The organism is Bradyrhizobium sp. CCGUVB23 (genome assembly GCF_024199885.1).
Taxonomy (GTDB): Bacteria; Pseudomonadota; Alphaproteobacteria; order Rhizobiales; family Xanthobacteraceae; genus Bradyrhizobium.
Genome location: NZ_JANADQ010000001.1, coordinates 3,205,861 through 3,231,895 on the forward strand (window position 1 = coordinate 3,205,861; position 26,035 = coordinate 3,231,895).

General features: G+C 64.7%; 27 protein-coding genes. 9 read left to right on the forward strand and 18 right to left on the reverse strand.

What is annotated here, in order from left to right; translation table 11 throughout:
* Positions 1–398 precede the first annotated feature (398 nt).
* Complete coding sequence (locus NLN62_RS14610; RefSeq protein ID WP_027521418.1) at positions 399–3,908, forward strand: PAS domain-containing hybrid sensor histidine kinase/response regulator; 3,510 nt, start codon at positions 399–401, stop codon at positions 3,906–3,908.
* A 150-nt stretch (positions 3,909–4,058) separates the two neighbouring features.
* Positions 4,059–4,913 carry a class I adenylate-forming enzyme family protein gene (locus NLN62_RS14615; protein WP_254109240.1) on the forward strand — a complete coding sequence of 285 codons (855 nt, stop codon included), beginning with the start codon at positions 4,059–4,061 and terminating at the stop codon, positions 4,911–4,913.
* A 28-nt stretch (positions 4,914–4,941) separates the two neighbouring features.
* Here NLN62_RS14615 and NLN62_RS14620 read toward each other — a convergent pair whose 3' ends face one another.
* On the reverse strand, positions 4,942–5,613 hold the full coding sequence (locus tag NLN62_RS14620; RefSeq protein ID WP_027521419.1) for a response regulator transcription factor: 672 nt from the start codon (positions 5,611–5,613) through the stop codon (positions 4,942–4,944).
* 341 nt (positions 5,614–5,954) lie between these two features.
* Between NLN62_RS14620 and NLN62_RS14625 the strand changes: the two genes are divergently transcribed.
* Positions 5,955–7,580: an MFS transporter gene (locus NLN62_RS14625; protein WP_254113497.1), complete on the forward strand. Its 1,626-nt coding sequence runs from the start codon at positions 5,955–5,957 to the stop codon at positions 7,578–7,580.
* Positions 7,581–7,663: 83 nt separating this feature from the next.
* On the opposite strand, the gene NLN62_RS14630 is transcribed toward NLN62_RS14625, so the two are convergent.
* Both NLN62_RS14630 and NLN62_RS14635 read right to left on the reverse strand, forming a co-directional pair.
* Complete coding sequence (locus tag NLN62_RS14630) at positions 7,664–8,134, reverse strand: secondary thiamine-phosphate synthase enzyme YjbQ (RefSeq protein ID WP_027521421.1); 471 nt, start codon at positions 8,132–8,134, stop codon at positions 7,664–7,666.
* 153 nt (positions 8,135–8,287) lie between these two features.
* Entirely contained in the window at positions 8,288–8,809 is a 522-nt protein-coding gene (locus NLN62_RS14635; RefSeq protein WP_027521422.1) for a hypothetical protein, read from the reverse strand.
* Between the two features lie 346 nt (positions 8,810–9,155).
* Between NLN62_RS14635 and NLN62_RS14640 the strand changes: the two genes are divergently transcribed.
* The 5 genes from NLN62_RS14640 (at position 9,156) to NLN62_RS14660 (ending at position 11,789) form a co-directional block, all read left to right on the forward strand.
* Positions 9,156–9,530: an AtpZ/AtpI family protein gene (locus NLN62_RS14640; RefSeq protein ID WP_027521423.1), complete on the forward strand. Its 375-nt coding sequence runs from the start codon at positions 9,156–9,158 to the stop codon at positions 9,528–9,530.
* 108 nt (positions 9,531–9,638) lie between these two features.
* A complete protein-coding gene (locus tag NLN62_RS14645) occupies positions 9,639–10,388 on the forward strand; it encodes a F0F1 ATP synthase subunit A (protein WP_027521424.1) in 750 nt (249 codons plus the stop codon).
* Positions 10,389–10,441: 53 nt separating this feature from the next.
* Positions 10,442–10,672, forward strand: coding sequence for a F0F1 ATP synthase subunit C (locus tag NLN62_RS14650; RefSeq protein ID WP_027521425.1), 231 nt, complete (start codon positions 10,442–10,444; stop codon positions 10,670–10,672).
* Between the two features lie 59 nt (positions 10,673–10,731).
* A complete protein-coding gene (locus NLN62_RS14655; RefSeq protein WP_254109241.1) occupies positions 10,732–11,298 on the forward strand; it encodes a F0F1 ATP synthase subunit B in 567 nt (188 codons plus the stop codon).
* A 5-nt stretch (positions 11,299–11,303) separates the two neighbouring features.
* Positions 11,304–11,789, forward strand: a complete 486-nt coding sequence (locus NLN62_RS14660; RefSeq protein WP_027521427.1) for an ATP F0F1 synthase subunit B — start codon at positions 11,304–11,306, stop codon at positions 11,787–11,789.
* Positions 11,790–12,031: 242 nt separating this feature from the next.
* Here the strand turns inward: NLN62_RS14660 and NLN62_RS14665 are convergent, their stop codons facing one another.
* The 14 genes from NLN62_RS14665 to coxB form a co-directional block, all read right to left on the reverse strand.
* The gene (locus NLN62_RS14665) at positions 12,032–12,712 is read right to left on the reverse strand and encodes a hypothetical protein (protein WP_035661294.1); all 681 of its coding nucleotides are present in this window, start codon (positions 12,710–12,712) and stop codon (positions 12,032–12,034) included.
* 91 nt (positions 12,713–12,803) lie between these two features.
* A complete protein-coding gene (locus NLN62_RS14670) occupies positions 12,804–13,391 on the reverse strand; it encodes a GNAT family N-acetyltransferase (RefSeq protein ID WP_027521429.1) in 588 nt (195 codons plus the stop codon).
* 44 nt (positions 13,392–13,435) lie between these two features.
* Positions 13,436–14,725: a pitrilysin family protein gene (locus NLN62_RS14675; protein ID WP_027521430.1), complete on the reverse strand. Its 1,290-nt coding sequence runs from the start codon at positions 14,723–14,725 to the stop codon at positions 13,436–13,438.
* Positions 14,722–16,140, reverse strand: a complete 1,419-nt coding sequence (gene thrC / locus NLN62_RS14680; RefSeq protein ID WP_027521431.1) for a threonine synthase — start codon at positions 16,138–16,140, stop codon at positions 14,722–14,724. Before thrC ends, NLN62_RS14675 begins: the two co-directional genes overlap by 4 nt.
* 455 nt (positions 16,141–16,595) lie before the next feature.
* Positions 16,596–17,240 (reverse strand): response regulator transcription factor, encoded by a 645-nt coding sequence (locus NLN62_RS14685; protein ID WP_027521432.1) that lies wholly within the window; start codon positions 17,238–17,240, stop codon positions 16,596–16,598.
* A gap of 154 nt (positions 17,241–17,394) precedes the next feature.
* Complete coding sequence (locus NLN62_RS14690; RefSeq protein ID WP_027521433.1) at positions 17,395–17,760, reverse strand: nuclear transport factor 2 family protein; 366 nt, start codon at positions 17,758–17,760, stop codon at positions 17,395–17,397.
* A gap of 116 nt (positions 17,761–17,876) precedes the next feature.
* Positions 17,877–18,632: an SURF1 family protein gene (locus NLN62_RS14695; RefSeq protein WP_027521434.1), complete on the reverse strand. Its 756-nt coding sequence runs from the start codon at positions 18,630–18,632 to the stop codon at positions 17,877–17,879.
* A complete protein-coding gene (locus NLN62_RS14700) occupies positions 18,629–19,015 on the reverse strand; it encodes a DUF983 domain-containing protein (protein ID WP_027521435.1) in 387 nt (128 codons plus the stop codon). Before NLN62_RS14700 ends, NLN62_RS14695 begins: the two co-directional genes overlap by 4 nt.
* 81 nt (positions 19,016–19,096) lie before the next feature.
* The gene (locus NLN62_RS14705) at positions 19,097–19,993 is read right to left on the reverse strand and encodes a cytochrome c oxidase subunit 3 (protein ID WP_027521436.1); all 897 of its coding nucleotides are present in this window, start codon (positions 19,991–19,993) and stop codon (positions 19,097–19,099) included.
* Positions 19,994–20,070: 77 nt separating this feature from the next.
* Positions 20,071–20,721, reverse strand: a complete 651-nt coding sequence (locus NLN62_RS14710; RefSeq protein ID WP_254109242.1) for a cytochrome c oxidase assembly protein — start codon at positions 20,719–20,721, stop codon at positions 20,071–20,073.
* A gap of 5 nt (positions 20,722–20,726) precedes the next feature.
* The gene (locus NLN62_RS14715) at positions 20,727–20,891 is read right to left on the reverse strand and encodes a hypothetical protein (RefSeq protein WP_027521438.1); all 165 of its coding nucleotides are present in this window, start codon (positions 20,889–20,891) and stop codon (positions 20,727–20,729) included.
* Positions 20,892–20,898: 7 nt separating this feature from the next.
* On the reverse strand, positions 20,899–21,837 hold the full coding sequence (locus tag NLN62_RS14720; protein WP_254109243.1) for a heme o synthase: 939 nt from the start codon (positions 21,835–21,837) through the stop codon (positions 20,899–20,901).
* 64 nt (positions 21,838–21,901) lie between these two features.
* A complete protein-coding gene (ctaD, locus tag NLN62_RS14725) occupies positions 21,902–23,527 on the reverse strand; it encodes a cytochrome c oxidase subunit I (protein ID WP_254109244.1) in 1,626 nt (541 codons plus the stop codon).
* Between the two features lie 69 nt (positions 23,528–23,596).
* On the reverse strand, positions 23,597–24,436 hold the full coding sequence (gene coxB, locus NLN62_RS14730) for a cytochrome c oxidase subunit II (RefSeq protein WP_027521441.1): 840 nt from the start codon (positions 24,434–24,436) through the stop codon (positions 23,597–23,599).
* Between the two features lie 453 nt (positions 24,437–24,889).
* Here coxB and NLN62_RS14735 point away from each other — a divergent pair, with 453 nt between their 5' ends.
* On the forward strand, positions 24,890–25,426 hold the full coding sequence (locus tag NLN62_RS14735; RefSeq protein WP_254109245.1) for an invasion associated locus B family protein: 537 nt from the start codon (positions 24,890–24,892) through the stop codon (positions 25,424–25,426).
* A 293-nt stretch (positions 25,427–25,719) separates the two neighbouring features.
* On the opposite strand, the gene NLN62_RS14740 is transcribed toward NLN62_RS14735, so the two are convergent.
* Complete coding sequence (locus tag NLN62_RS14740) at positions 25,720–26,007, reverse strand: hypothetical protein (protein ID WP_254109246.1); 288 nt, start codon at positions 26,005–26,007, stop codon at positions 25,720–25,722.
* Positions 26,008–26,035 lie beyond the last annotated feature (28 nt).

Here is a 26,035-nt window from a genome sequence, read left to right on the forward strand (position 1 = left end):
GTCCTCCTTCAACTGCCACCGTCCCCGGGGCTACCCCCCCTCCCCAGCCCTCCCCCGCAAGGGGGGAGGGAGCGAGACAGGTGCTTACCCTCACGTCGATTGAGCGCACATACGGACACGGAGCTTGTCTCGTGCCTGTTGCAGCGGGCGATGCTCGCCCCGTTCCCTCCCCCCTTGCGGGGGAGGGTCAGGGGAGGGGGGTGCCACACGGGGACTCTCTCGGAAGGCCTGAGACCACCGTGCGGTCAGGCCACACCGCGCGGCTTAACGACGATGATGGTTCCTGCGGCAACCGGAAAAATGGCTGTCGCTTGCGGCAGGCTTAAGCGCTAGATTTTCTTCGGAAAATGAGATCGGACGCGGCCCCCGCCGCGACGCAAGGGAGAGGTTCCCCAGCAATGCTGCATGACTGGGGCGTGATCGCAGCCGCTTTCGGCTATATCGGCTTTCTGTTCCTGGTGGCGAGTCATGGCGACCGCCGCTCCCAGGCTAAAGCCGGCCGTGCCTCCGGCCTGATCTACCCGCTTTCGCTCGCGATCTATTGCACCTCGTGGACCTTCTTCGGCTCGGTCGGCTTCGCCACCCGCACCTCGACCGACTTCCTCGCGATCTATGTCGGCCCGGTCCTGATGATCGGGATCGGCACCGGCATCCTGCGCCGCGTGATCCAGCTCGCCAAGGCGCAGAACATCACCTCGATCGCCGACTTCATCGGTGCGCGCTACGGCAAGAGCCAGGCGGTGGCGGCAACGGTCGCTCTGATCGCGATCATCGGCTCGGTGCCCTATATCGCCCTGCAACTGAAGGCCGTCGCCTCCTCGCTCGAAACCATCTTGAGCGAGGACCAGGCCTTCTCCCACATCCCGATCCTCGGCGACATGGCGCTGATGGTGACGCTGACGATGGCGGCCTTCGCCGTGCTGTTCGGCACGCGTCAGACCGACGCCACCGAGCATCAGCACGGATTGATGCTCGCGGTCGCGACCGAATCCATCGTCAAGCTGGTCGCCTTCCTCGCCGCCGGCGCCTTCGTCACCTTCTGGATGTTCTCGCCGCAGGAACTGATCGAGCGCGCGATGAAGACGCCGGAGGCGGTGCGCGCCATCAACTATTCGCCCTCGATCGGCAACTTCCTCACCATGACGCTGCTGTCGTTCTGCGCGGTCATGCTGCTGCCGCGCCAGTTCCACGTCAGCGTGGTCGAGAATTCGTCCGATGCCGAGGTCGGCCGCGCACGCTGGCTGTTCCCGCTCTATCTCGTCGCCATCAACGTGTTCGTGATCCCGATCGCGCTCGCCGGCCTCGTGACCTTCCCGTTCGGCGCGATCGACCCCGACATGTACGTGCTGGCGCTGCCGATGGAGGGCGGCAACGACCTGCTCAGCGTCGCCATCTTCGTCGGCGGATTGTCGGCGGCGACCGCGATGGTGATCGTGGAATGCGTCGCGCTCTCCATCATGGTCTCCAACGACCTGGTGGTGCCGCTGGTGCTGAAGCGCCGGCCCGAGGGCCGCGCCGGCGCCACGGATTTCATCAACTTCCTGCTGCGCTCACGGCGGCTCGCGATCTTCGCCATCATGGTGATGGCCTATTTCTATTATCGCGCGCTCGGCAACACCCAGCTCGCGGCGATTGGTCTGCTGTCCTTCGCCGCCATCGCCCAGCTTGCGCCGAGCTTCTTCGGCGGCCTGTTGTGGCGGCGCGCGACCGCGCGCGGCGCCATCGGCGGCATGCTGGTCGGCTTCGCGGTGTGGCTCTACACGCTGTTCCTGCCGAGCTTCCTCGACTCCTCGACGTCAGGCATCCTGCTCCTCCAGCACGGTCCGTTCGGCATCGAAGCGTTGCGGCCGCAGGCGCTGTTCGGCGCCGACCTGCCGCCGCTGCTGCATGGCGTCGCCTGGTCGCTGTCGCTCAACGTCCTCACCTACGTACTGCTCTCGCTGGCGCGCCAGCCGAGCTCGATCGAGCTCGTGCAGGGCGACCTGTTCGTCCCCAACACGCTCGCGCCGATCGCACCGAATTTCCGCCGCTGGCGCACCACCGTCACCGTGCAGGACATCCAGAGCACCGTCGCGCAATATCTCGGGCCCGACCGCGCGCGGCATTCCTTCGAAGCCTTTGCAGCACGGCGCAATGTGCGGCTCGAAGCCGGGGCGCCGGCCGATTTCGAGCTGCTGCAGCATGCCGAGCACATGATCGCTTCCTCGATCGGGGCGGCCTCCTCACGCCTCGTGATGTCGCTCCTGCTGCGCAAGCGGACCGTATCGGCAAAAGCCGCGCTCAAACTCCTCGACGATTCCCATGCGGCGCTGCATTTCAACCGCGAGATCCTCCAGACCGCGCTCAACCATGTGCGCCAGGGCATCGCCGTGTTCGACGAGGACCTGCAGCTGATCTGCTCGAACCGGCAGTTCGGCGAGTTGCTGAGCGTGCCGCCGCATTTCATCCAGTTCGGCACGCCGCTGCGGGAGATCCTGGAATTCATGGGTGCCGGCAATCCGGCGGAAGTCGACGACCACGAGGCGATGCTGGCGCGGCGGCTCATCGCCTATACGACCGACAGCGCGCCGTATCTGGAGCGCCTGCCCGATCGCCACATGGTCATCGAGGTCCTGACCAATCGCATGCCCGGCGGCGGCTTCGTCATTACCTTCACCGACGTCACGCCCACCTTCGAGGCGGCGGAGGCACTGGAGCGCGCCAATGCCACGCTGGAAAAGCGGGTGCGCGACCGCACCGAGGAGCTGACCCGACTGAACTCGGAGCTGGCGCAGGCGAAGAGCAACGCCGAAGACGCCAACATATCCAAGACGCGCTTCCTCGCAGCGGCGAGCCACGACATTCTCCAGCCGCTGAACGCCGCGCGGCTCTACGCGACGAGCCTGGTCGAGCGTCAGCATGGCGGCGAGGAGACGCGGCTGGTCGAGAACATCGACGAGTCGCTCCAGGCGATCGAGGAGATTCTGGGCGCGCTGCTCGACATCTCGCGGCTGGATGCGGGTGCCATGACGACCTCGATCTCGAGCTTCAAGATCGGCGACCTGATGCGGTCGCTGGAGATCGAATTCGCGCCGATTGCACGCGCCAAGGGTTTGCGGCTGACCTTCATGCCCTGCTCGCTGGCGGTCAAATCGGACCGGCTGCTGCTGCGGCGCCTGCTCCAGAACCTGATTTCCAACGCGATAAAATATACGCCGCGCGGGCGCGTCCTGGTCGGTTGCCGCCGCCATGGACAATCGCTGAAAGTCTGCGTCTACGATACCGGCGTCGGCATCCCCGCCGTGAAGCGCAGCGAGATCTTCAAGGAATTCCACCGCCTCGAACAGGGCGCGCGGATCGCACGCGGCCTGGGGCTGGGCCTGTCGATCGTCGAGCGCCTGGCGCGAGTGCTCAAGCACGGCATCGCCATCGATGCCAATGCGAGCGGCGGCTCGATGTTCTCGGTGACGGTGCCGACCGCGAAGGCTGCGACCCATACCGCGGCCGTGACCAGCGCCACGCCGCTCGCACGCACACCGATTGCCGGCGCGCTGATCGTGTGCATCGAGAACGACGCGGCGATCCTCGACGGCATGCGCACGCTGCTGAAGGCCTGGGATGCCGAGGTCATCGCGGTCGCCGATCCCGAGGGCGCGATCAGCGCGATCGAGGCGGCCGGCCGCAACGTGACGGGCCTGCTCGTCGACTATCATCTCGACCGCGGCAACGGCATCGCCGCCATCCGCGACATCCGCCGCCGCTTCGGCGACAACATCCCCGCCATCCTGATCACCGCCGACCGCAGCCCGGCCGTGCAGCTCGCGGCGCGCGAGGAGCAGATCGCGGTGCTGAACAAGCCGGTGAAGCCGGCTTCACTGCGCGCTTTGCTTGGCCAATGGCGCACGCAGCAGATGGTGGCTGCGGAGTAACCCTCCACCATCCATGTGAACCCTCGTTCATGTCGGCCGTGCGATCGGGCGGCACATGCCTATCCGTGTCGCCATAGGCCCAGACAATGAGGCGCGACGGGCACAGCCTATTCAGAAATTGGGCACTATCGGTGTGGAACCCGTTGCCTTATGGCTTGGACAGGCGCTTCGCGCCGCAAGACGCTGTGCTTCGCAGCATCGCCCTACCAGGCGATCCGGATGATCGAGCTGTTCGGCATCGACATGCTCTATACCGCGACCGAGCAACTGGTCTCGCTGGTTCGCGTGGCCCGAAAAACCGGTGCGCTCGTGCGAAGCCTGCGCACGACCGTGGTCGCCGGCGGCATTCCCACACGCGCCTTGCTGGAAGGCGCGGCCGTCTATCTGTGCAAGAACATCGCCTGCCGCTACGGCACCTCGGAGCTTGGCGTGCTGGCTGAAGCGCCGGCCAGCAAGGTGCTGCAAAACCCCGGACTGATCGGCCATGTGCTGCCCGGGTTCGAGATGGCCGGTTTCAAGGAAGACGGCAGCCAATGTGCCCCCGGCGAAATGGGCATCGTCAAGGCCCGCGTCAAACCCAATCCGGACCGCGGCGAAGACTCCTGGACCGATCACGGCGACGTTGGCTGGGTCACAGCTGCGGAAGAGGTCTTCGTGGTCGGCCGGACCTCGGACATACGACCGGCCGACTTTGCCTCGGCCGCGGCGCGCGAGGTCTCGCCGGTCTACGAGATCGAGCATCTGGTGCGACTGGAGTGGGACGCCGCCGACGCTGCGGCTCTCATGGTCGAATCAGCCGGTGCCGGCGGCGGTCCGGAAATCTGGGTCGCAACGGTCGATTGCAAGGACGCGCGCGCCGACCGGATTGAAGACATCCTTCGCCAGCGCGGCATTGCGGGCAAGGTCCGTCTGTTCTCCGTCGCGGCAATTCCCCGTGGCGCGGCCGGCAAGATCCAGCGCGTGGAGTTGCAGTCCTTGCTGCGGAACGCCGACGAGCAAGCCTGAGAGACGCATCAATCCGGCCGGCATCCGACTACTCCGTCGGCGTGCCCTGCTTCCACTGGCCGCCGGCGATCTTGGCGGCGGCGATCACGGCCTGGGTGCGGCTTTCGACGCCGAGCTTTTGCAGGATGGCGGAGACGTGGGCCTTGATGGTCGCCTCGGAGACGCCGAGCTCATAGGCGATCTGCTTGTTGAGGAGACCTTCCGACAGCATCATCAGCACCCGCACCTGCTGCGGCGTCAGCGTCACCAGGCGATCGCGCAGACGCATCATGTCGGGATCGGCGGCGGAGTTGAGGTCGGTGTCCGGCGGCACCCAGACGTCGCCGTCCATCACCTTCAGGATGGCGTCACGCAGGGTCTCGACGCCGAACCGCTTGGGAATGAAACCGGAAGCGCCGAAGTCGAGCGAGCGGCGGATCGTGGCGCTGTCGTCGGACGCCGAGACGATGACCACCGGGATCGCCGGGTATTGCGCACGCAGATAGATCAGGCCGGAAAAGCCCGAAATTCCCGGCATCGACAGGTCGAGCAGGACCAGGTCGACGTCGGAATCCTGTTCCAGGAGCTTGGTCAGGTCTTCGAACGATCCAGCCTCGTCGACCCTCGCCGAGGTCAGAACGCCGGCCACGGCCTGGCGCAGCGCATCGCGGAACAGGGGATGATCATCGGCGATGACGAGGCGGGTTGCGGGAGCGTTCATCGATCTCTTGCTGTCGTTGTGGTCGGGCCAATTAGCCGAGGCACCGGCGGGTCAATTCTTCCCCGAGCGGCCGTGGCATGCAAGCACACATTATCCCTTTGCCGCAAAGGGGTTAATCCCGATCTTCTACCTCCCGCGGCATTGCATGCCAGCAGCCGTCAGGCACGCGTCAGTGCGAAAGGCCGAAAGTCGTATTGGGGCGGGTTTCACGGCGATGTTACCTTTGGGGCAAGCCCAGAGGCTGTTCGGCCGCGTCCGGACACCTGGGAGCGAGGAAACGATTTTCGGGGAGCGAACTCAACATGTCGACAATGACTGTGTCCCAGGCTCGTGCGGGAGGGATGACGAAGGACGAACGGTTCGTCATTCTCGCCTCTTCGCTCGGCACCGTCTTCGAGTGGTACGATTTTTACCTCTACGGTTCGCTCGCCGGCATCATCGGCCTGCAATTCTTCTCGGATTATCCGCCGGCGACCCGTGACATCTTCGCGCTGCTGGCCTTCGCGGCAGGCTTCCTGGTGCGCCCGTTCGGCGCCATCGTGTTCGGCCGCATCGGCGACATCGTCGGCCGCAAATACACCTTCCTCGTCACCATCCTGATCATGGGTCTGTCGACCTTCATCGTCGGCCTGCTGCCGAACGCCGCGACGATCGGGTTCGCAGCTCCCGTGATCCTGATCGCGCTGCGCCTCGCCCAGGGTCTCGCCCTCGGCGGCGAGTATGGCGGGGCGGCGACCTACGTTGCCGAACACGCGCCGAACGGCAAACGCGGCTACTATACCTCCTTCATCCAGACCACCGCGACGCTCGGTCTGTTCCTGTCGCTGCTGGTGATCCTGTTCACCCGCACCGCGACCGGCGAAGCCGACTTCGCCAAGTGGGGCTGGCGCATTCCGTTCCTGGTCTCCGTGCTCTTGCTTGGTGTCTCGGTCTGGATCCGGCTCCGCCTCAATGAATCGCCGATCTTCCAGAAGATGAAGGAAGAAGGAAAGAGCTCCAAGGCGCCGCTGACGGAAGCCTTCGCCAACTGGCAGAACGGCAAGCTCGTGCTGCTCGCCCTGCTCGGCGGCACCATGGGTCAGGGCGTGGTCTGGTACACCGGCCAGTTCTATGCGCTGTTCTTCCTGCAATCGATCCTGAAGGTCGACGGCTACACCGCGAACCTGCTGATCGCCTGGTCGCTCTTGCTGGGCACCGGCTTCTTCGTCGTGTTCGGCGCACTGTCCGACAAGATCGGCCGCAAGCCGATCATCCTCGGCGGCTGCCTGATCGCGGCGCTGACCTTCTTCCCGATCTTCAAGATGATCACCACCAACGCCAACCCGGCGCTGGAAAAGGCGATCGAATCGGGCAAGGTCGAGGTGTGGGCAGATCCCGCGGGCTGCGGCGACCTGTTCAACCCGGTCGGCACCCGCGTCTTCACCGCACCTTGCGACACCGCGCGCGCCTTCCTGTCCCAGTCGTCGGTCAAATACGTGACGATGCCGGGCACGGCCGGCTCCGGCGTCAAGGTCGTCGTCAACGGCAAGGAAGTGCCCTACGCCAACGCCAAGGACAGCAACCCGGCCGTCCTCGCGGCGGTGCAGGCAGCCGGTTATCCCAAGGCGGGTGACCCCGGCATCGTTAAGATGGCGCATCCGTTCGACATCTTCCGTCCGCAGGTGGCCGCGATCATCGGCCTGCTGTTCATCCTGGTGATCTTCGTCACAATGGTGTACGGGCCGATCGCGGCGATGCTGGTCGAGCTGTTCCCGACCAAAATCCGGTACACCTCGATGTCGCTGCCCTACCACATCGGCAACGGCTGGTTCGGCGGTCTGTTGCCGGCGACCGCGTTCGCGATCGTGGCCTCGACCGGCGACATCTATGCCGGCCTCTGGTATCCGATCGTGTTCGCAGTGATCACCGCCGTGGTCGGCTTCCTGTTCCTGCCTGAGACCAAGGACGTCGACATCAAGGCGACCTGATCGCGCAAGCTGCCGGCGCCTGCCGCCGGCGGCGCAAGCCAATAGCAAACCGGCCGCGGCATCCCGCGGCCGGTTTTGTTTTGTCAGCCCATGCCGGTCTGGCCGATGAATTGCAGCACGACCTCGCGGCGGTGCGGCGCCTTGCGATGCTCGACCAGATAGATCCCCTGCCAGGTGCCGAGTGCCAGTTCGCCCTTCAGGACCGGCACCTGGAGCGATGTCCCCGTTAGCATGGTCTTGATATGCGCCGGCATATCGTCCGGCCCTTCGAGGTCATGCACCCACCCGGAATTCTCCGGCGCGAGCCGCGACAGCGCCGTCGTGAGATCGACGAGCACGGAGGGATCGGCGTTCTCCTGGATCGTCAGCGATGCCGAGGTATGACGGATGAACAGCGTCAGCGCGCCCTCGCGCGCATGAACGTCGCGCACGAATTTCTCGGCTTCCGCGGTGAGATCGATAAAACCGCGGCCTGAAGTGTGCACCGTCAGCAACGATGTGCTGATCGTCGCGGACTGCACGGTCGATGGCGCGGAGCGCGTGGTCGATGTCATGAAAGGTCTCGCTCTATCGAACGCCATAGTAGGGCGGGCAAAGCGAAGCGTGCCCACCTCTTCTATAGCAATCGTGAAAAGACTGTGGGCACGGCGCTGACGCGCCTTTGCCCACCCTTCGAAGGCTCAACGCATCGGCGCGCCAGCGGGTCCTCAAATCTTCCCCGACACGTCCTTCTGCACGCGGTTGGCCATCTCGATCAATCGTCGCCAGGCACGCTCCAGGAATGACACCACGCGGTCGACGTCCTGATCGCTCGGCAACGGGACCTCGATCTTGCGATTGTTCTCCGCAGCTTTCGGCTCGGCCTTCTTCAGCGAGTCAGATTTCGGCAGCGCCTCCTCGACCTTGCCGGAGACGGTCGGCCCGGCGGCCACCTGCGCCTTCAGCTTCTCGAGCTCGGCCTGCAGGCGGCCGATCTCGGCATCGAGCGCGGAGCGCTCGTCGGGTACGGCGTAGCAGGCCCAGCCCGCCCCGTTGTTCGAGCAGGTGGACACGACCCCCGTGCGCGTATCGAGCCGCAACACGCCGTCCGGGGTCGGCGTCATCGTGTAGCGGCCGTTCTCGCTGTCGGGCGCCGCCTGCGCGAAAACGAGACCGCCACCCGCCGCGACAGCCACGGCGATGACGGCCGCCGAAAACCACGATGTCCTGGATGACGTCGCCGACCTCATGGCGCTGCTCCGTCGGAAATGATCTGACCTGTCCGCAATCCTACACCCCGCACGCGAAAAACGCGCCGGCGGGATGACTGATTTCCGTACCTCGTTCGGTATCCGCACAGCGGCCAAATCCGGGCAAGGCCCGCTGATTGCGGCGCGAGCTGCTGCGGTGCGGCGTCACGCTGTGTGTAGCGCTGGGGAACGCGGCGTTATCGCAAGTAATATCAAATAGATAAACGAAAACGACGCAATCGTGGCTTGGCTTGACTTGATTATGTGCGGTCAGTATGGTCCGCGCGGCTTTCGAGGGTGGCGGGCGTAATTTCCATTCAACCGCGGCGTTTCGGGTCTTCGTTGCATGACTACAGGCACGGGGCACGGCGAGAATGGAAATGGCGATAAATCGCCTGAGGAAGCTGCGCTTTCCGCAAGGCTCGGAAGTCTTAATCAGCGGTTGTCCGAATTTCGCGACCGCAGGATCAAGACCGAGCAACCCGAAGGTGAAGGTGGAGACAGAGCGGCCAGAGCCTCGGCGATGGCGCTTGGTTTCCGGCTATCCTCCGAGTTGATCGCCGGGGTCATTGTCGGAGCGGGGATTGGCTGGGGTTTCGACCGCTTGCTGTCGACGTCGCCTTTCGGATTTATCGTGTTCACGCTGCTCGGCTTCGTGGCTGGTGTGGTGAACGTGGTGAGATCGGCGGGCGCGGGTCAAAACAGGCGCAGTGGTTCGTAGCCCCTCAGGCCAGAGGAATTGATCGTGCCGGCCTCGCCGGTACGGGCCGGCCCGGCCGGCTGACCGAGACCAGCCGGCTTGCCCGGCAGACCGAGAGATGCCGCGCGGATGACAATCGACCCGATCCATCAGTTCAATATCGAGCCTCTCTTCACGATCGGCCATATCGGCAATCACGCGATCGCCTTCACCAATTCGTCGCTCTACATGCTGGTGGCGGTGGCGGTGATCTCGCTCCTGATGCTCGCCAGCGGCACCCAGCTCGTTCCCGGCCGCCTGCAGTCGGTTGCCGAAATCTCCTACGAATTCGTCGCGACCATGATCCGCAGCAACGCCGGCGCGGAAGGCATGAAGTTCTTCCCGCTGATCTTCTCGCTGTTCATGTTCATCGCCGTCTCGAACCTGATCGGCATCATCCCCTACACCTTCACGGTCGCGAGCCAGCTGATCATTACCGCGACGCTCGCGCTCCTGGTCTTCTTCACCGTCCTGATCTACGGCGTCTACAAGAACGGCCTGAAATTCTTTAGTATTTTCGTGCCGCACGGCGTTCCCGGCTACATCCTGCCGCTGGTGATGTTCATCGAGATCCTGTCGTTCTTACTGCGGCCGGTCTCGCACAGCGTGCGTCTGTTCGCCAACATGCTGGCCGGCCACATCGCGCTGAAGGTGTTCGCGGGCTTCGTCGCCATGCTCGGCGTCTCGCTCGGCGCCGTCGGCTGGATCGGCGGCGTGATGCCGCTCGCCCTTACCGTCGCGCTCACCGCGCTCGAACTTCTGGTCGCGTTCCTCCAGGCCTACGTGTTCGCGATCCTGACCTGCATCTACCTCAACGACGCCCTTCATCCCGGACACTGAGCGGTCCGGGGAATATCCACCCACAACCCAATCTTTCTTCCAAGGAGTCAAAAATGGATCCGGCAGCAGCAAAACTTATCGGCGCGGGCATCGCGTGCATCGGCATGGGCGGTGCGGGCGTCGGCGTTGGCGTCCTCTTCGGCAACTACCTCGCAGCCGCAGTGCGCAATCCGTCGGCCGCCCAGGGCCAGTTCGGCAACCTGATCTTCGGCTTCGCCGTGACCGAAGCGCTCGGCATCTTCTCGCTGCTGATCGCGCTGCTTCTGCTGTTCGTTCCGCTCTGAGGACGTGTTCGCGCCGCCCGACCTACGGGCGGCGCGCATGACAGCAACAGGAGATCTCCATGGCTGAGAGTCATGGCGGGGCAAAAGGCCCGGAGGCCAATGCTCACACCGAGGCCGAGGGCGGTCACCACGGCGGAGGCTTTCCGCCGTTCGACAGCAGCACCTTTCCATCGCAATTGGTGTCGCTCGCGATCTTCTTCGTCGCGCTCTATCTGATCGTGTCGCGCATTGCGCTGCCGCGCGTCGGCGGCGCGATCGAGGCGCGTCAGAACAAGATCGACGGTGATCTGGCCGAGGCGCAGAAGCTGAAGGACCAGTCCGACGCGGCGCTGAAGGCCTATGAAGGCGAGCTCGCTTCGGCGCGTTCGCGCGCCCAGGCGATCAGCAACGAGACCCGCGAAAAGTCGAATGCGCAGGCGGAAGCCGAACGCAAGACGCTGGAAGAGCAATTGGCGAAAAAGCTCGCCGAGGCGGAGAAGACCATCGCCTCGACCCGCGCCACCGCCATGGGCAACGTCCGCGGCATCGCGGCCGATGCGGCCGGCACGATCGTGCAGCGGCTGACCGGCGTCGTTCCCGACGCTGCGTCGGTCAACGCCGCGGTCGATGCGTCCCTGAAAGGTTAGTCGAGATGTTCTTCGAACCTGAATTTTGGGTCGCCGTCGCCTTTGTAATCCTGATGGTCGTGTTTGGCTATCTCGGCATTCACAAGACCGTGCTGACCACGCTCGACCACCGCGCCGAGCGCATCAAGGCCGAGCTCGACGACGCCCTGCGCCTCAAGCAGGAGGCGGCCAAGGTGCTCGCCGACTACAAGGCCCGCAGCGCCTCCGCCGAGCGTGAGGCCCAGGACATCATCGCCAACGCAAAGGCCGAAGCCGAACGCATCGCGGCCGAAGCCAAGGCGAAGATGGAGGATTTCGTCGCCCGCAGAACCAAGACCGCGGAGAGCAAGATCGCGCTCGCCGAGGCCCAGGCGCTCGCCGACGTCCGCGCCGCAGCCGCAGAGGCCGCCGTCCAGGCCGCCTCTACGATCCTGTCGCAGTCGGTCAAGGGCAAGGTCGCGGACGACCTCCTCGCCAAGGGCATCACCGAGGTCCGGCAGAAGCTGAACTGAGGCGAGCTTCCTCACAAATCGAAAAGCCGGCGCGATGAGCGCCGGCTTTTTTTTGTTGGCTGTTGTTGGGCTCGCACGCTTTCCAGATTCTCGTCGTCATCGCCCGCCTTGTGCGCAATTGCGCACTGGGGCGGGCGATCCAGTATTCCAGAGGCGGTGACGAATACGGAGAAGCCGCGGCGTACCGGATGCCCCGGTCAAGCCGGGGCATGACAGCCGAATTGATGGCCCCAGCTACCCGCTTATTTCTTCTTCTTCGCCGGCGCCTTCGACGATCCCGACAACGCCTGCGGGTCGAAGCCGACGTAGAAGATGTAGGAATCGGCGGTCGCGGCAGACGGCATCGAATAGACCATGTCCTCGGCGACGAAGGTGAAGGGCACGCTGCCGTCCTCGGACATCGCCACCGTGGTGCGATAGGCCTTCGACCCGATCACCTTTTCGCCGACACCGCCCTGCACCACCGCGACGCGCAGCGGAATCTCCACAGACGACGGCGCACCGGCGGGGCCGGCGACGATACGGCCCTGGATGCCGATCCGCGCGGTGATCTCGCTGCCGTTGCGGACGCATTCGCGCGCCATCTTGGTGATCGAGGCCTGGTAGCGCACGTCGTTGCCGACCGCCTGCTTGCCGGGAACGGCCACGGCATAGGTGGACGCGCCCGAACGCACCGTGACCGGCGGGCAATCGACCTCGGTCTGGGCGTCGGCCGGCTGGCCGGGTGCCGGCGTCGTGGTCTGGGGCGCCTGCTCGTCCGAGGATCCGCCGAAGAGGCTCTTGAACCGGTCAGTCAGCGACTGCGCCGTAGCCGGCGAGGCCGCCGCGAACACAATCGACAACGCCAGCGCCATCACCGGACCTCGCCGCAGCGCGGTCTGCGAGGACCGAAGCTCTCTCACCTTCAAGGGACCATACTCCATGACAATGTCCCGGCAGATCGCCGGCCTGCTGCGCGTTATATCGCCAAAATCGGCGAACCCAAGGCACACGACACGGTAACTTTCGGCCTGCTTAGCCGCGGAAATCCTCGTGCAGCAAGCCGAACAACAGATGGTCCTGCCAGACCCCGTTGATGCAGAGATAGCGGCGCGCCAGCCCCTCGCGGGAGAAGCCGCACTTCTCCAGCACCCGGATCGACGGCGCATTGGTGGGGATGCAGGCGGCCTCCACCCGGTGCAGATTGAGCTCGCCGAACAGGGTCGGCAGCAGCACCCGCAGCGCCGCGGTCATATAGCCGCGATGGGCGTAGGGCTGCCCGACCCAGTAGCCGATCGTGCCGGCCTGGACGATGCCACGGCGGACATTGGCAAGCGTAATGCCGCCGACCATGGCGCTGTCGAGTTCCCGGAAGATCAGGAACGGATAGGAGCGGTCCGCGGCGATGTCCTCGGCATAGCGGCGCAGGCGCCGGCGGAAGCCCGAGCGAGTGAGATCATCGGACGGCCAGATCGGCTCCCAGGGCGTCAGGTAGTCCCTGCTTCCCTCGCGCAGATGCGCCCATTGCAGGAAGTCGGACATCTGCGGCGCACGCAACAGCAGCCCGTTGCCGCGCGGGGCGAGGGCGGCGGGTCCACTGGATGGCAAGCGAAAAAGGGCCATGTGATGCTTCCCGGGGCGCAGCATGAGCCCTTTCGGCATAGCTCCTAGTGGAGCCTTGCCTTGGCTCGCGCCCGGGTCAATCCTTCCGCAAAAGACACTGCCGTGTCCAGACCCCTGCCGCTGCCCAATGCAACGACCGCGGGGCGGCTCCGCGATAATAGCGCTCGCGCCGCATTTCGCGTCGATTCGACGCTGACGGCATCGATTCGAGCCACCAGCTCCTGCACCGTCTGGGGCCGCCCATAGGCCAGCACATGCCGCGCGAGCTGCTCGGCGCGCGAAGAGCAGCTCTCCAGCGCCATCAGGAGGCCCGCCTTCATCTGTGCTTTTGCGCGCGCGATCTCGGCCTCGGTCAGCGTCTCCACCGAATCATTGATGATGTCGACGACGACCTCCATCATCTCCGGCGCGTCCCCCGGATCGGTGCCGGTGTAGAGCCCGAAGAAGCCGGTATCGGTATAGGGCGCATGGAAGCTGTAAATCGAGTAGCACAGCCCGCGCTTCTCCCGCACCTCCTGGAACAGCCGCGACGACATCCCGCCGCCGAGGACGTTGGTGAAGACCTGGAGCGAGAACAGCGACGGATCGGTCTGCGGCACGCCTTCCAGCGCCAGCGTCAGATGCGCCTGCTCGAGCTCGCGATGCACCACCTTGGCCCCGCCCTTGCCGAACATCGCAGGCGCCGGCTTCGGCCCTGGCGTCGCCTCGAAACTCGCAAACCGCTTCGCCACCTCGTCCACGACCTGACGGTGGTCGACCGCGCCTGCGGCAGCCACCACCATGTCGGGGCCGCGATAATGCGTGGAGAGATAGCCGCGCAGCATGTCGCGGTTGAAGCCGCGCAGCGTCTTGGCGGTGCCGAGCAGCGAGCGGCCCATCGGCTGGTCGGGATAGCAGAGCTCGTTGAGATGCTCGAACACGACGTCGTCGGGCGTGTCCTGCGCAGCGCCGATCTCCTGCACGATGACGTTCTTCTCGCGCTCGAGCTCTTCCGGCTCGAAGGCGGGATTGGCGAGGATGTCGGCGAGCACGTCGAGCGCCAGCGGCACGTCGGCCTTCATCACCCGCGCGTAGTAGGACGTCGTCTCGGTCGAGGTGCCGGCGTTGAGATCTCCGCCGACTGCCTCGATCTCCTCGACGATCTCGCGCGAGGAGCGCCGGGTGGTCCCCTTGAAGGCCATGTGCTCGAGCAGGTGCGAGATGCCATGCTCGTTCGACTTCTCGTCGCGGCCGCCCACGCCGGCCCAGACGCCGAGCGCGGCGGTCTCGACATGGGGCATGTTGTCGGTGACGACGGTGAGGCCGGAGCCAAGCTTGGAGATCTCGACGCTCATCCGGCAACTCCCTGCTTTGCGGCGCGGCTAACCGACAACACGAACCGCTCCACCTCGGCCTGATCGTTCTTCATCACCTTCATGTGTTCGGATTTGGTCATCAAGCCGTCGAGCCAGGCCGGCAATTGCGGCCGCATGCTGCAGGCGGCCTCGACCGCGTCGGGGAATTTGGCGGGATGCGCGGTGGACAGCACGATATTGGGCACCGTCGTGTCCGTGGTGTCGCGATCGGCCACCGCGAGGGCCACTGCGGTATGGGGATCGACGAGCTCGCCGGCCTCACGCCAGGCGGCACGGATCGCAGCCGAGGTTTCGGTCTCGTCCGCGCGGCCGGCATCGAACTCCTCGCGGATCGCAGCGAGCGTTGCGTCGGGCAGCACGAAGCGTCCCGACTGCTTCAGCGAATCCATCAGCCGGCGGACGCCGGCCGCATCGCGCCGGCTCGCCTCGAACATCAGCCGCTCGAAGTTCGAGGAGATCTGGATGTCCATCGAGGGCGACGCGGTGGCGTGCACCTCGCGCACTTCGTAGATGCCGGTCTTGAGCGTGCGCGCCAGGATGTCGTTGACATTGGCGGCGATGCGCAAGGTGCGCACCGGAAGCCCCATGCGCTTGGCGACGTAGCCCGCAAAGATGTCGCCGAAATTGCCGGTCGGCACCGTGAAATCGACCTGCCGCGCCGGCGCGCCCACCGCGACCGCGGAGGTGAAGTAGTAGACCACCTGCGCCACGATGCGCGCCCAGTTGATCGAGTTGACTCCGGACAGAGCGACGGTGTCGCGGAAGCGGTGATGGTTGAACATCCCCTTCACCAGCGCCTGGCAATCGTCGAACGTGCCTTCGATGGCGAGCGCATGCACGTTGGCGGCGCCCGTCGTCGTCATCATGCGCTGCTGCACGTTGGAGACGCGGTTGTGCGGAAACAGCACGATGAGGTCGACATTCTCCAGGCCCGCGAAGGCTTCGACGGCGGCGCCGCCGGTGTCGCCTGAGGTCGCGACCGCGATGGTGGTGCGCTGGCCGCGCTTGGCGAGGACGTGATCCATCAGCCGCGAGATCAGCTGCATCGCGACGTCCTTGAAGGCGAGCGTCGGACCGTGAAACAGCTCCAGCACGAATTGATGCGGCGACATCTGGCGCAGCGGCACCACGGCCGGGTGGCGGAAGGTGGCATAGGCCTCGTTCGCCATGCGGCCGAGATCGGCATCCGAGATCTCACCGCCGGTGAACGGGCGGATCACGTCGACCGCGACCTCCCAATAGGGACGGCCGAAGAATCCCGCGATCGTCTCTGGCGAGAGCTGCGGCCAGGCGAGGGGCACATAGAGCCCGCCATCGCGGGCAAGCCCGGTCAGCATCACGTCGCAGAAGCCAAGCTCGGGGGCCTCGCCCCGTGTGGAGATATATCGAGTCAAACCGCCCTCCAAAGGCCGGCCGATCGCCTAAACCTTTGATTTTAATGAAGTTACTTTCTCTTGCCGCAGCAAGCTGGAGGGCACCATAAAGCGTTTTGCCGCATCGGGAAACCGCTTCCCGTGTCGCCCCCGGCCTAAAGCGGCGCAAGAAAAAGGGCTGCGGCGGTGCCGCAGCCCTCTCCTGGAAGGGTCTGTCGTTACGTGTGCAGACCGGTTTTACCCATGTTCAGAGGCCGGTTCGTGGGCCAGGGCCTCGTCAAATCATTCGCCGTGAGCTTTTGGTCGGGTGTCATCTCATCGTCAAGGGAAAAACGGTTTGCGCCGGAGAACGTTCCAACTTTTCCCGCAACCTGCCAATGCGATGATCGCGGATCGCGCTCCGCTTTGAAGCTCGGCGTGACACGCCTGCTATTTTTTCCCGCCGCTGGAAGGCCGTTCAGTTGGGACGACCGAACTCAGTTCATCCCGACCGCCACCGCGATCCGGATCAGGTCAGAGTGGTTTTTCGCGCCAAGCTTCTGCTTCAACAGCGACGTGGTGTTGGCGACGGTCTTGTAGGAGATGCCGAGCGCTTCGGCGACCTCGACGATCTTGTCGCCGCGCCCTAACAGCCGCAGGATTTCCAATTCCCGCGGCGTCATCTGCGAGGCCGGGTTCGCCTTGATCGCCGCGCCGGAAAAGGTCACGGCCTCCGCGAGTTGCGGCGAGATGAAATTGTCGCCGGCCGCGACCTTGCGCACCGCCTTGACCAGGATCTTGATGTCGTCGCCCTTGGAGACATAGCCCTGTGCGCCCATCTCGACCGCCCGGACCACAAAAGCCGGATCGTCGTTGGTGCTGAGCATGATGATCTTGGCGTCCGGATCGTCCTTGCGGATACGGCGCATCAGCTCGAAGCCGGAGACGTCAGGCAGGCTGATGTCGATCAGGGTGACGTCGGGACGCTTGCTGACGAAGGCGCGGTGACCGGACTTTGCATCACTGGCCTCGTCGATCCGGATCGAGTGATCTGACGCGAACAGCGACCTGCAGCCGAATACGACGACCGGATGGTCGTCGACGATCAATATCCGCGTGGCCGGCTTGACGATGTCTTGCATTGTTCGTGCTCGCTTTCCCAAACAGATAAGCCAGCGGGAACAAATGGAAAGAGTGAAAATGCGACCTGCGTTAGAATTTAACTAAATGGGGAAGACCCTACGTGCATCTGGCTGCGCCCGTTTGCATATTTGGCGGCGCGGGGCCATTCCCCCGCTAGCAGGCAGAGCAGTCCATCGGATTCTGCCGCGCCGGCGCGCAGGTGGTCCGGGAAATCTTGCCATCGGCGCTGAAGCCGAAGCTGGCGCGGATGCGCAACGAGCCGGCAATCGAATATTCGAGCTCGACGCCCTGCGGCGCGGGGCTGATGTCCTCGAGCCCGAATCCGGCAGAGGAGAGTGCCCCAAGCCGCGATCCCCAATAAGCTTCGAGCTCGCTGCGGCCGTGGTAGAGATGCGTGCCCCCGCATTGGCATTCGAGGCTGGCATCATCGGTGTAGAGATCGATCAGCGACCTGAGGTCGCCCTTGCGACAGGCGTCCAGCCAGTCGACGACAATGCCCATCTGGTCGAAGTCACTCACGCGTCCATCCCGATCTGCTAACGCGAATTCGTTTCGCGGCTTTTGGCCACAGTCGCGAATGAACGCTGAATGGTAAAGCCCGGAAGATTCCGGGTTCCGCCGCGGAAACCGGTGGATCAGCTCCGCCGCCGTCCCCTCACCCATACGCCGAACGCGATCAGCACCGCGGCGGCGAGCGTGAACCAGGTGATGGCGTATTGCAGATGATCATCCTTCAGATGCACGTCGAGCGGTCCGGGACGCGGGATGCCGTTCTCGGGCGCAGGCTGTTCCAGATCGATGTAGAATGGTGCGACCGCGCCCCAGCCGAGCGCACTTGCCATCAGATGCTGATCGCGCACGAACCACAGCCGCTTGGTGCGATTCTCCGCAGGCGTGAGCCAGCCCGGCGCTTCCGGAAAACGCAAGTATCCGGTGAGCGCGACCGGCCCGCCGGTGACGAGCTTGGTTACAGCACGATCCTCGACGGACCGATCCTGCATCGTATTCTCGACGAAGCCGGCATCGATCACGATCATCTCGCCGGTCGGCAGCCGTGCCGGCAGGAAGGCCCAGGTGCCGGGACCGGCGGCATCCTTGCGCACGGCCGAGCCGGAGCTGTAGACCATGGCGTCTGGAAGCGGCGCGTAGGTGGCCGTGAAGCTCACGCGGCGAAACTCGTCATTGGCCGCGTTGAGCGTGCTCCACTGTAGAGGCGGCGGCAGCGCGACCGGCGGCGCTGCAAGCCGCTCGGTCAGCGCTGCGATCAATTCATGCTTGGCGACGCGGCGCTGCAATTGCCAGACACCGAGCGCGATGAAGGCTGCGATCATGGCGAGCGTGAACAGGCCAAAGCCCACCACGCCGCGGCGGCGCGTCGCGGTCCCGTTCATTTCGCGCGATCGACCAGCCGGCCCGGCGCCGCCTTGTGGTGGAATTGCAGCGCGATCAACAGAGACTTCATGGCGCGCAGCGGCAACAGCGTGGTGGCCAGGATCAGCGGCAGCCACAGCACCGCATGCAGCCAGAACGGCGGCTGGTATTTGACCTCGACGATCAGCGCGCAGGCCACCACGATCGCGCCGGCCAGCATGATGATGAAGATCGCCGGCCCGTCGCCGGAATCGATGAAGGCGTAATCGAGGCCACAGACCTCACACGACGGAGCGAGCGTGAGAAAGCCTGCATAGAGCTTGCCCCGTCCGCAGCGCGGGCATTTGCAGGCAAGTCCGCGCATCGCGCTCTGGAAAACGGTCGTGGGAGGATACTCGGTCATGCACTTTCCTTCGCCTCTCCCCACCTTAAGCAAAAGGGGCGGCCCTTGAGGCCGCCCCTTTGTATCACGATCGACGGGGCGTTAATGCGCGCCGTGGGCCATGGTCTCGGCGCCGCGACCCCAGACGTAGATGCAGATGAACAGGAACAGCCAGACCACGTCGACGAAGTGCCAGTACCAGGCGGCAAACTCGAAGCCGAGGTGCTGCTTCGGCGTGAAGTGACCGGCATAGGCGCGCGCCAGGCACACCAGCAGGAACACGGTGCCGACCAGCACGTGGAAACCGTGGAAGCCGGTCGCCATGAAGAAGGTCGCGCCGTAGATGTTGCCGGCAAAGGAGAACGCGGCGTGGCTGTACTCATAGGCCTGCACGCAGGTAAAGGTCGCGCCCAGGAGCACGGTAAGGATCAGACCGTACTTGAGGCCCTGGCGGTCGTTTTCCAGCAGCGCATGGTGCGCCCAGGTCGCGGTGGTGCCGGAGGTCAGGAGGATCAGCGTGTTAAGGAGCGGCAAGTGCCAGGGATCGAAGGTCTCGATGCCGTGCGGCGGCCAGGTGCCGGGCACGCTGCAGGCGCCGGCCGCGGTGCCCAGTCCGCAACCGAAGACTGCGTCACGGGTGGCCTGGATGGAGAAGTCGGGGAACAGCGCCGAGTTGAAGAAGGCCCAGAACCAGGCGACGAAGAACATCACCTCGGAGGCGATGAACAGGATCATGCCGTAGCGGTGGTGCAGCTGCACGACGCGGGTGTGGTCGCCCTTGTACTGGGCTTCCCTGATCACGTCGCCCCACCAGCTCGCCATGGTGTAGAGCACGCCGACGGTGCCGAAGCCGAAGATGATCGGCGCAGCCGCGAACATGTGGTGCATCCAGGCGATGGCGCCGAATGCCATGACGAAGGCCGAGACCGAGCCGACGGCCGGCCACGGAGACGGATCGACCAGGTGATAGTCGTGATGCTTGCCTTGCGCGGTCGCCATTTCCGTCTCTCTCCTTAGCCCGTGCCCGTCAGGCACTTATCCCCTTTAATTCCAATCCCCGGATCTGAGCCCGGCGATCAAAGATTGCCTTTGCGCTTGTCATCCTCGCCGGATGCGAGCGGCTTCACCGCCGGCTCGCGCACCGGATAGAACGTATAGGACAGCGTGATCGTGCCCAGCCCGTCATTGTCGTGATCGTCGATGATCGATGGATCGACATAGAACACCACGGGCATCTCCCGCTTCTCGCCGGGCGCCATGGTCTGCTCGGTGAAGCAGAAGCAGTTGATCTTCTGGAAATAGGACCCGACCGTCAGCGGCGCGACATTGTAGGCCGCTTGCCCCGCGGTGGTGCGCGCGGCCTGGTTGGTCACGGTGTAGTAGACGGTCGTGACCTGGCCGACATTGACCTCGATCTCGGTCTGCTCGGGCTCGAACTTCCAGGGCAGGCCCGGCGCGACGTTGGAATCGAAGCGCACCGCGATCTTGCGCGCGATCGGCCCGGTGGTAGGCGCGGAGGTCGCGACTTGAGTGGTGCCGTTGAAGCCGGTGGCGCGGCAGAACCAGTTGTAGAACGGCACGGCCGCGTAGGAGGCGCCGACCATCAGTGCGACCACGCCGCCACAGATCGAGGCGACCAGTGCGTCGCGGCCAAGACCGTTGAAAAGACCACGCCCCTTCGTGGCCCTTCGGCTCTCATCCCGCGATATGGTCGGCTTCTGATCCATCTTTCCTACAATGGCCGAACTAGCACCGCTGGTCCCTTGACCATGGTGACCGCGAAAAACAGCACCACGAGCACGCCGAGCGCGAGCGCGATCGCGATCGAGCGCTGACGGCGGCTCCTCTTCTGCGCCTCGGTGAGGACGATTCCATCTGGCTCGGGTTTGTCGGGCATGCCAGCGTCATGCGCCCCCTACCATCGGAGCAAGGGCGCGGAACACGACCTCGGCGAGCAGGGTCGCGAACAGCGCGAACAGATAAAGAATCGAGAAAGCAAACAATTTGCGCGTCGCCCGCAGCGACTGGCTGCGCTCGCGCCGCATATAGACGTTGCTGGCGAGCACCAGCATGCCGGCGCCGAGCACCAGCGAGGTGACGCCGTAGATCCAGTCGAAATAACCGAGCGCCCAGGGCGCCGCCGCCACCGCGATCAGGACGACGGTGTAGAGCAGGATCTGCAGCCGCGTCGCGTCGGGACCGGAGACGTTGGGCAGCATCGGGATGCCGGCACGGGCGTAATCGTCGGAGCGGAACAGCGCCAGCGCCCAGAAGTGCGGCGGAGTCCAGAAGAAGATGATGAGGAACAGGAGCAGCGGCTCGACGTCGACCGTGCCGGTCACTGCGGCCCAGGCGACCACCGGCGGCAGCGCGCCGGCGGCGCCGCCGATCACGATGTTCTGCGCGGTCCAGCGCTTCAACAGCATCGTGTAGATCACGACGTAGAAGAAGATGGTGAAGGCAAGCAGCGCGCCCGCGATCCAGTTGACGAGAATGCCGAGCGTCATCACCGAGAAGAAGGCGAGCGTCATGCCGAAGGTCATCGCCTCGGGCTTGGTGATGCGGCCGCGCGGGATTGGCCGGTTCGCGGTGCGCGACATCTTGGCGTCGATGTCGCCTTCCAGCGCCATGTTCAGCGCACCGGAGGCGCCGGCGCCGACCGCGATGCAGAGCAGCGAGGTGATCGCGAGCACGGGGTGGAAATGCCCGGGCGCCAGCATCAGCCCGACCAGCGCGGTGAAGATCACGAGCGACATCACCCGCGGCTTCAAGAGCGCGATGTAGTCGCCGACCTCCGCCTCGGAGATCCTGATATCGACAGCGTTCTGATCGAGGACCGACACTTAAACCTACTCGCTTCGTTATAGAGCAGCGGCGCCCGTAACAGGCGCCGCGGCGAAGGGTTGCTTACTGCACGCGGGGCAGCACTTCGAACTGGTGGAACGGCGGCGGCGAGGGCAGCGTCCACTCCAGCGTGGTTGCGCCGGCACCCCAGGGATTGTCGGCCGCCCGCTCCTTGCGGATGAAGGCGTCGAACACGCAGTAGAGGAAGATCAGCACGCCGAAGCCGGAGATGTAGGAGCCGATCGAGGAGATCAGGTTCCAGCCCGCGAACGCGTCGGGATAGTCGACATAGCGGCGCGGCATGCCCGACAGGCCGAGGAAGTGCTGCGGGAAGAACACCAGATTGACGCCGATGAAGGTGACCCAGAAGTGTGCCTTGGCGAGCGTCTCGTTGTACATGTAGCCCGTCATCTTCGGGAACCAGTAGTACCAGCCGGCGAAGATCGCGAACACCGCGCCGAGCGACAGCACATAGTGGAAGTGCGCGACGACGTAGTAGGTCTCCTGGAGCACGCGGTCGACGCCGGCATTCGCCAGCACGACGCCGGTGACGCCGCCGACCGTGAACAGGAAGATGAAGCCCACCGCCCAGATCATCGGCGCGCGGAACTCGATCGAGCCGCCCCACATCGTGGCGATCCACGAGAAGATCTTCACGCCCGTGGGCACCGCGATCACCATGGTCGCGGCGACGAAATAGGCCTGCGTCGCCGAGGACATGCCGACCGTGTACATGTGGTGCGCCCACACCACGAAGCCGATGCCGCCGATCGCGACCATGGCGTAGGCCATGCCGAGATAGCCGAACACGGGCTTGCGCGAGAAGGTCGACACGATCTGGCTGACCATGCCGAAGCCGGGCAGGATCAGGATGTACACCTCGGGGTGGCCGAAGAACCAGAACAGGTGCTGGAACAGCACGGGGTCGCCGCCGCCGTCCGGCGAGAAGAAGGTGGTGCCGAAGTTGCGGTCGGTGAGCAGCATGGTGATCGCGCCGGCGAGCACCGGCAGCGACAGCAGCAGCAGGAACACCGTCACCAGGATCGACCAGACGAACAGCGGCATCTTGTGCAGGGTCATGCCCGGTGCGCGCATGTTGAAGATCGTGGTGATGAAGTTGATCGCGCCCAGGATCGAGGAGGCACCGGCAAGGTGCAGCGACAGGATCGCGAAATCGACGGCCGGGCCCGGATGACCCGTGGTCGACAGCGGCGCGTAGATGGTCCAGCCCGCACCGACGCCGTTGGCGCCCGGCTCGCCCTCGACGAAGGTCGAGCAGAGCAGCAGCGCGAAGGAGGCCGGCAGCAGCCAGAACGAGATGTTGTTCATGCGCGGGAACGCCATGTCCGGCGCACCGATCATCAGCGGCACGAACCAGTTACCGAAGCCGCCGATCATCGCGGGCATGACCATGAAGAAGATCATGATCAGGCCGTGGCTGGTCACGAACACATTGTAGGTGTGGGTCTCGTGGAAGATCTGCACGCCCGGATACATCAGCTCGGCGCGGATCGCGATCGACATCGCCGCACCGATGATGCCCGCGATGACCGCGAAGATCAGGTACATCGTGCCGATGTCCTTGTGGTTGGTCGAATAGACGTAGCGCCGCCATCCGGTCGGATGGCCGTGATCGTCGTGTGCGTGGTCTTGGGCGTGATCGCCGTGTGTCGCTGCACTCGTTGCCATTTTCAAATCCTGCCTTGCGTCCCGTTCGGACCCCGAGAGGTCCCGCCCTTTCGTCCCCTGAACCGGCGCTTACTGCGCCGGGCCGGCCGCGGAGGCGTAAGTGCTCGTGCCACCGCTCGCAAATTTCTTCTTCGCCGTATCAACCCAGGAGGCGAATTCCTGGTCGCTGACCACGCGAATCGCGATCGGCATGAAGGCATGGTCCTTGCCGCAGAGCTCCGAGCACTGGCCGTAATACATGCCGGTCTTGGTCGCCTTGAACCAGGTCTCGTTCAGGCGGCCCGGAATCGCGTCGATCTTGACGCCGAAGGCCGGCAACGCGAAGGCGTGGATGACGTCGGCGCCGGTGGTCTGGACGCGAATCACCTTGTTGACCGGCACCACCATCTCGTTGTCGACGCCGAGCAGGCGGGGCTGCTTGTCCTGCGCCATCAGCGAGTCGAACTCGAACTTGCCGTTGTCCGGATAGGCGTAGGACCAGTACCACTGCTTGCCGGTGGCCTTGATGGTGAGGTCCGCCTTCGGCACGTCGAGCTCGAGGAACAGGAGGCGGAACGACGGCACCGCAATGCCGACCAGGATCAGCACCGGCACCAGCGTCCAGAGCACCTCGATCAGCGTGTTGTGGGTGGTCCGCGACGGCACCGGATTGGCTCTCGCGTTGAACTTCACGACCACGATCACCAGCAGCGCAAGCACGAACAGCGTGATCACGGTGATGAGCACGAACAGGAAATTGTGGAACCAGACGATGTTGTCCATCACCGGGGAACCGGATTGCTGGAGTGTCCACTCCCACGGCGCCGGCTGACCCAGCTCGGCAAATGCCGCGCCACCAGTGGCCAGCGTCAGGCCAGCTACGGCCAATCCCAGCAAGTGCCGGCCCATCCGGCCCATCGACATCCTCATGCCGCTCGCGCTCCCCTTACGAAATCACCCCAATGCGCTCCCCTATTTTTGGGGAACGCTTATTCGATCCGCCCGTCCGACAAACCGCCGCGCAAGAATACCTCTAAGAGGAATTGGGGCCAGATCGCTAGAACGCCGAAATCAAGCCTCTCAAACCATAATTCTTGATGTATCGCAATGCAGTCTTGAGCCCGGTCTGCCAGCCATCACACGCAAGATATTTCAGACAAAATGAGCGGTCCCGGGAGTGTCGCGGCTTGACAGCAGGATTGCCCGCTGTAGGCACTGATCGGCCGCCCCCGCAGGAGCCTGATTCGCGCGGGAAAAGGCGACCGGCGCGGCGCGAGATTTGCTTGTTGGTTGCTTGGGATCCGCCTTCAAGCCGCCGTCATTTCCGTACCTGAGTGAAAGCGAAGCCGCCCAAGCAGGTTGCGAACAGAGGGATCGACCCCGATGGGGCTTTCGACACGCATGGCGAAACCCGCTCCTTACCGCCATTTTGGCACGCTGGCCTGTCTTCTGGTGGCCGCCGCCCTCCTCCTGCCGGGCCTTGCGCATGCGCAAGGCGCGGTGCGCTCGGTCCATGGTGACTGGCAGATCCGCTGCGACACCCCGCCGGGCGCCCAGGCCGAGCAATGCGCCCTGATCCAGAGCGTTGTCGCCGAGGACCGCTCCAATGCCGGCCTGACCGTGATCGTGCTGAAGACCGCCGACCAGAAGAGCCGCCTGATGCGGGTGGTCGCGCCGCTCGGCGTGCTGCTGCCCTCCGGCCTCGGGCTGAAGCTCGACAACCAGGACGTCGGCCGCGCCGGCTTTGTCCGCTGCCTGCCAAACGGCTGCGTCGCCGAGGTCGTCCTGGAGGACAAGCTGCTCGGCCAGCTCCGTTCAGCCAAGACCGCGACCTTCATCATCTTCGAAACCCCCGAGGAAGGCATCGGCTTCCCGCTCAGCTTGAACGGGCTCGGCGAGGGCTATGACAAGTTGCCGTAGGGCGATGCCAGTCCCGACATCCTGAGGTGCGAGCCGCAAGGCTCGCCTCGAAGGATGAACAGCAGAATGGCCGGCCGGGCCGTCGCCCTTCGAGCCCTCCGCTACGCTCCAGCACCTCCAGCGACAATGGCTTCGCCATTGCGCGGTGGTGACGGTGACGGAGTGGACCCTAGCCACTCGAGTCATTGCGAGGAGCTCTTGCGACGAAGCAATCCAGAGTCTTTCCGCGGATTGCAGTCTGGATTGCTTCGCTGCGCTCGCAATGACGGGAGTGTGGGCCGCTCGTCCGCACCTCACGCCCTGTCGACGCGATAAAGCTCCGTCTCGCACCAGGTGCAGCGGTAGATGCGGCCGGCACTGGTGACAGCCATTCCGGCCGCCTTCTGCCGGCACTTGGCGCAGACGACGCCGCCCGCCGTCGCTGAGCCTGGATGGGCCGCGACGTACTGTTCGCGCGTGGGGTAGGATTTCCAGCCACGCCGGAAGATGAGCTGGTTGACGAACAGGACCAGGGCCAGCACGGCAAAGCCGATGATCAGGCCGTGATACTGATCCCAGAATGCAAGCAGGGAATTCCACATGCTTTGGCCGCCGGTTCACACAGGTGTG

Excerpts from the sequence above, each read along its gene's own strand:
- NLN62_RS14610 (WP_027521418.1), top strand. The coding sequence starts at position 399 with ATGCTGCATGACTGGGGCGTGATCGCAGCCGCTTTCGGCTATATCGGC.
- NLN62_RS14615 (WP_254109240.1), top strand. The coding sequence starts at position 4,059 with ATGGCTTGGACAGGCGCTTCGCGCCGCAAGACGCTGTGCTTCGCAGCA.
- NLN62_RS14620 (WP_027521419.1), bottom strand. The coding sequence starts at position 5,613 with ATGAACGCTCCCGCAACCCGCCTCGTCATCGCCGATGATCATCCCCTG.
- NLN62_RS14625 (WP_254113497.1), top strand. The coding sequence starts at position 5,955 with ATGACGAAGGACGAACGGTTCGTCATTCTCGCCTCTTCGCTCGGCACC.
- NLN62_RS14630 (WP_027521421.1), bottom strand. The coding sequence starts at position 8,134 with ATGACATCGACCACGCGCTCCGCGCCATCGACCGTGCAGTCCGCGACG.
- NLN62_RS14635 (WP_027521422.1), bottom strand. The coding sequence starts at position 8,809 with ATGAGGTCGGCGACGTCATCCAGGACATCGTGGTTTTCGGCGGCCGTC.
- NLN62_RS14640 (WP_027521423.1), top strand. The coding sequence starts at position 9,156 with ATGACTACAGGCACGGGGCACGGCGAGAATGGAAATGGCGATAAATCG.
- NLN62_RS14645 (WP_027521424.1), top strand. The coding sequence starts at position 9,639 with ATGACAATCGACCCGATCCATCAGTTCAATATCGAGCCTCTCTTCACG.
- NLN62_RS14650 (WP_027521425.1), top strand. The coding sequence starts at position 10,442 with ATGGATCCGGCAGCAGCAAAACTTATCGGCGCGGGCATCGCGTGCATC.
- NLN62_RS14655 (WP_254109241.1), top strand. The coding sequence starts at position 10,732 with ATGGCTGAGAGTCATGGCGGGGCAAAAGGCCCGGAGGCCAATGCTCAC.
- NLN62_RS14660 (WP_027521427.1), top strand. The coding sequence starts at position 11,304 with ATGTTCTTCGAACCTGAATTTTGGGTCGCCGTCGCCTTTGTAATCCTG.
- NLN62_RS14665 (WP_035661294.1), bottom strand. The coding sequence starts at position 12,712 with ATGGAGTATGGTCCCTTGAAGGTGAGAGAGCTTCGGTCCTCGCAGACC.
- NLN62_RS14670 (WP_027521429.1), bottom strand. The coding sequence starts at position 13,391 with ATGGCCCTTTTTCGCTTGCCATCCAGTGGACCCGCCGCCCTCGCCCCG.
- NLN62_RS14675 (WP_027521430.1), bottom strand. The coding sequence starts at position 14,725 with ATGAGCGTCGAGATCTCCAAGCTTGGCTCCGGCCTCACCGTCGTCACC.
- NLN62_RS14685 (WP_027521432.1), bottom strand. The coding sequence starts at position 17,240 with ATGCAAGACATCGTCAAGCCGGCCACGCGGATATTGATCGTCGACGAC.
- NLN62_RS14695 (WP_027521434.1), bottom strand. The coding sequence starts at position 18,632 with ATGAACGGGACCGCGACGCGCCGCCGCGGCGTGGTGGGCTTTGGCCTG.
- NLN62_RS14700 (WP_027521435.1), bottom strand. The coding sequence starts at position 19,015 with ATGACCGAGTATCCTCCCACGACCGTTTTCCAGAGCGCGATGCGCGGA.
- NLN62_RS14705 (WP_027521436.1), bottom strand. The coding sequence starts at position 19,993 with ATGGCGACCGCGCAAGGCAAGCATCACGACTATCACCTGGTCGATCCG.
- NLN62_RS14710 (WP_254109242.1), bottom strand. The coding sequence starts at position 20,721 with ATGGATCAGAAGCCGACCATATCGCGGGATGAGAGCCGAAGGGCCACG.
- NLN62_RS14715 (WP_027521438.1), bottom strand. The coding sequence starts at position 20,891 with ATGCCCGACAAACCCGAGCCAGATGGAATCGTCCTCACCGAGGCGCAG.
- ctaD (WP_254109244.1), bottom strand. The coding sequence starts at position 23,527 with ATGGCAACGAGTGCAGCGACACACGGCGATCACGCCCAAGACCACGCA.
- coxB (WP_027521441.1), bottom strand. The coding sequence starts at position 24,436 with ATGAGGATGTCGATGGGCCGGATGGGCCGGCACTTGCTGGGATTGGCC.
- NLN62_RS14735 (WP_254109245.1), top strand. The coding sequence starts at position 24,890 with ATGGGGCTTTCGACACGCATGGCGAAACCCGCTCCTTACCGCCATTTT.
- NLN62_RS14740 (WP_254109246.1), bottom strand. The coding sequence starts at position 26,007 with ATGTGGAATTCCCTGCTTGCATTCTGGGATCAGTATCACGGCCTGATC.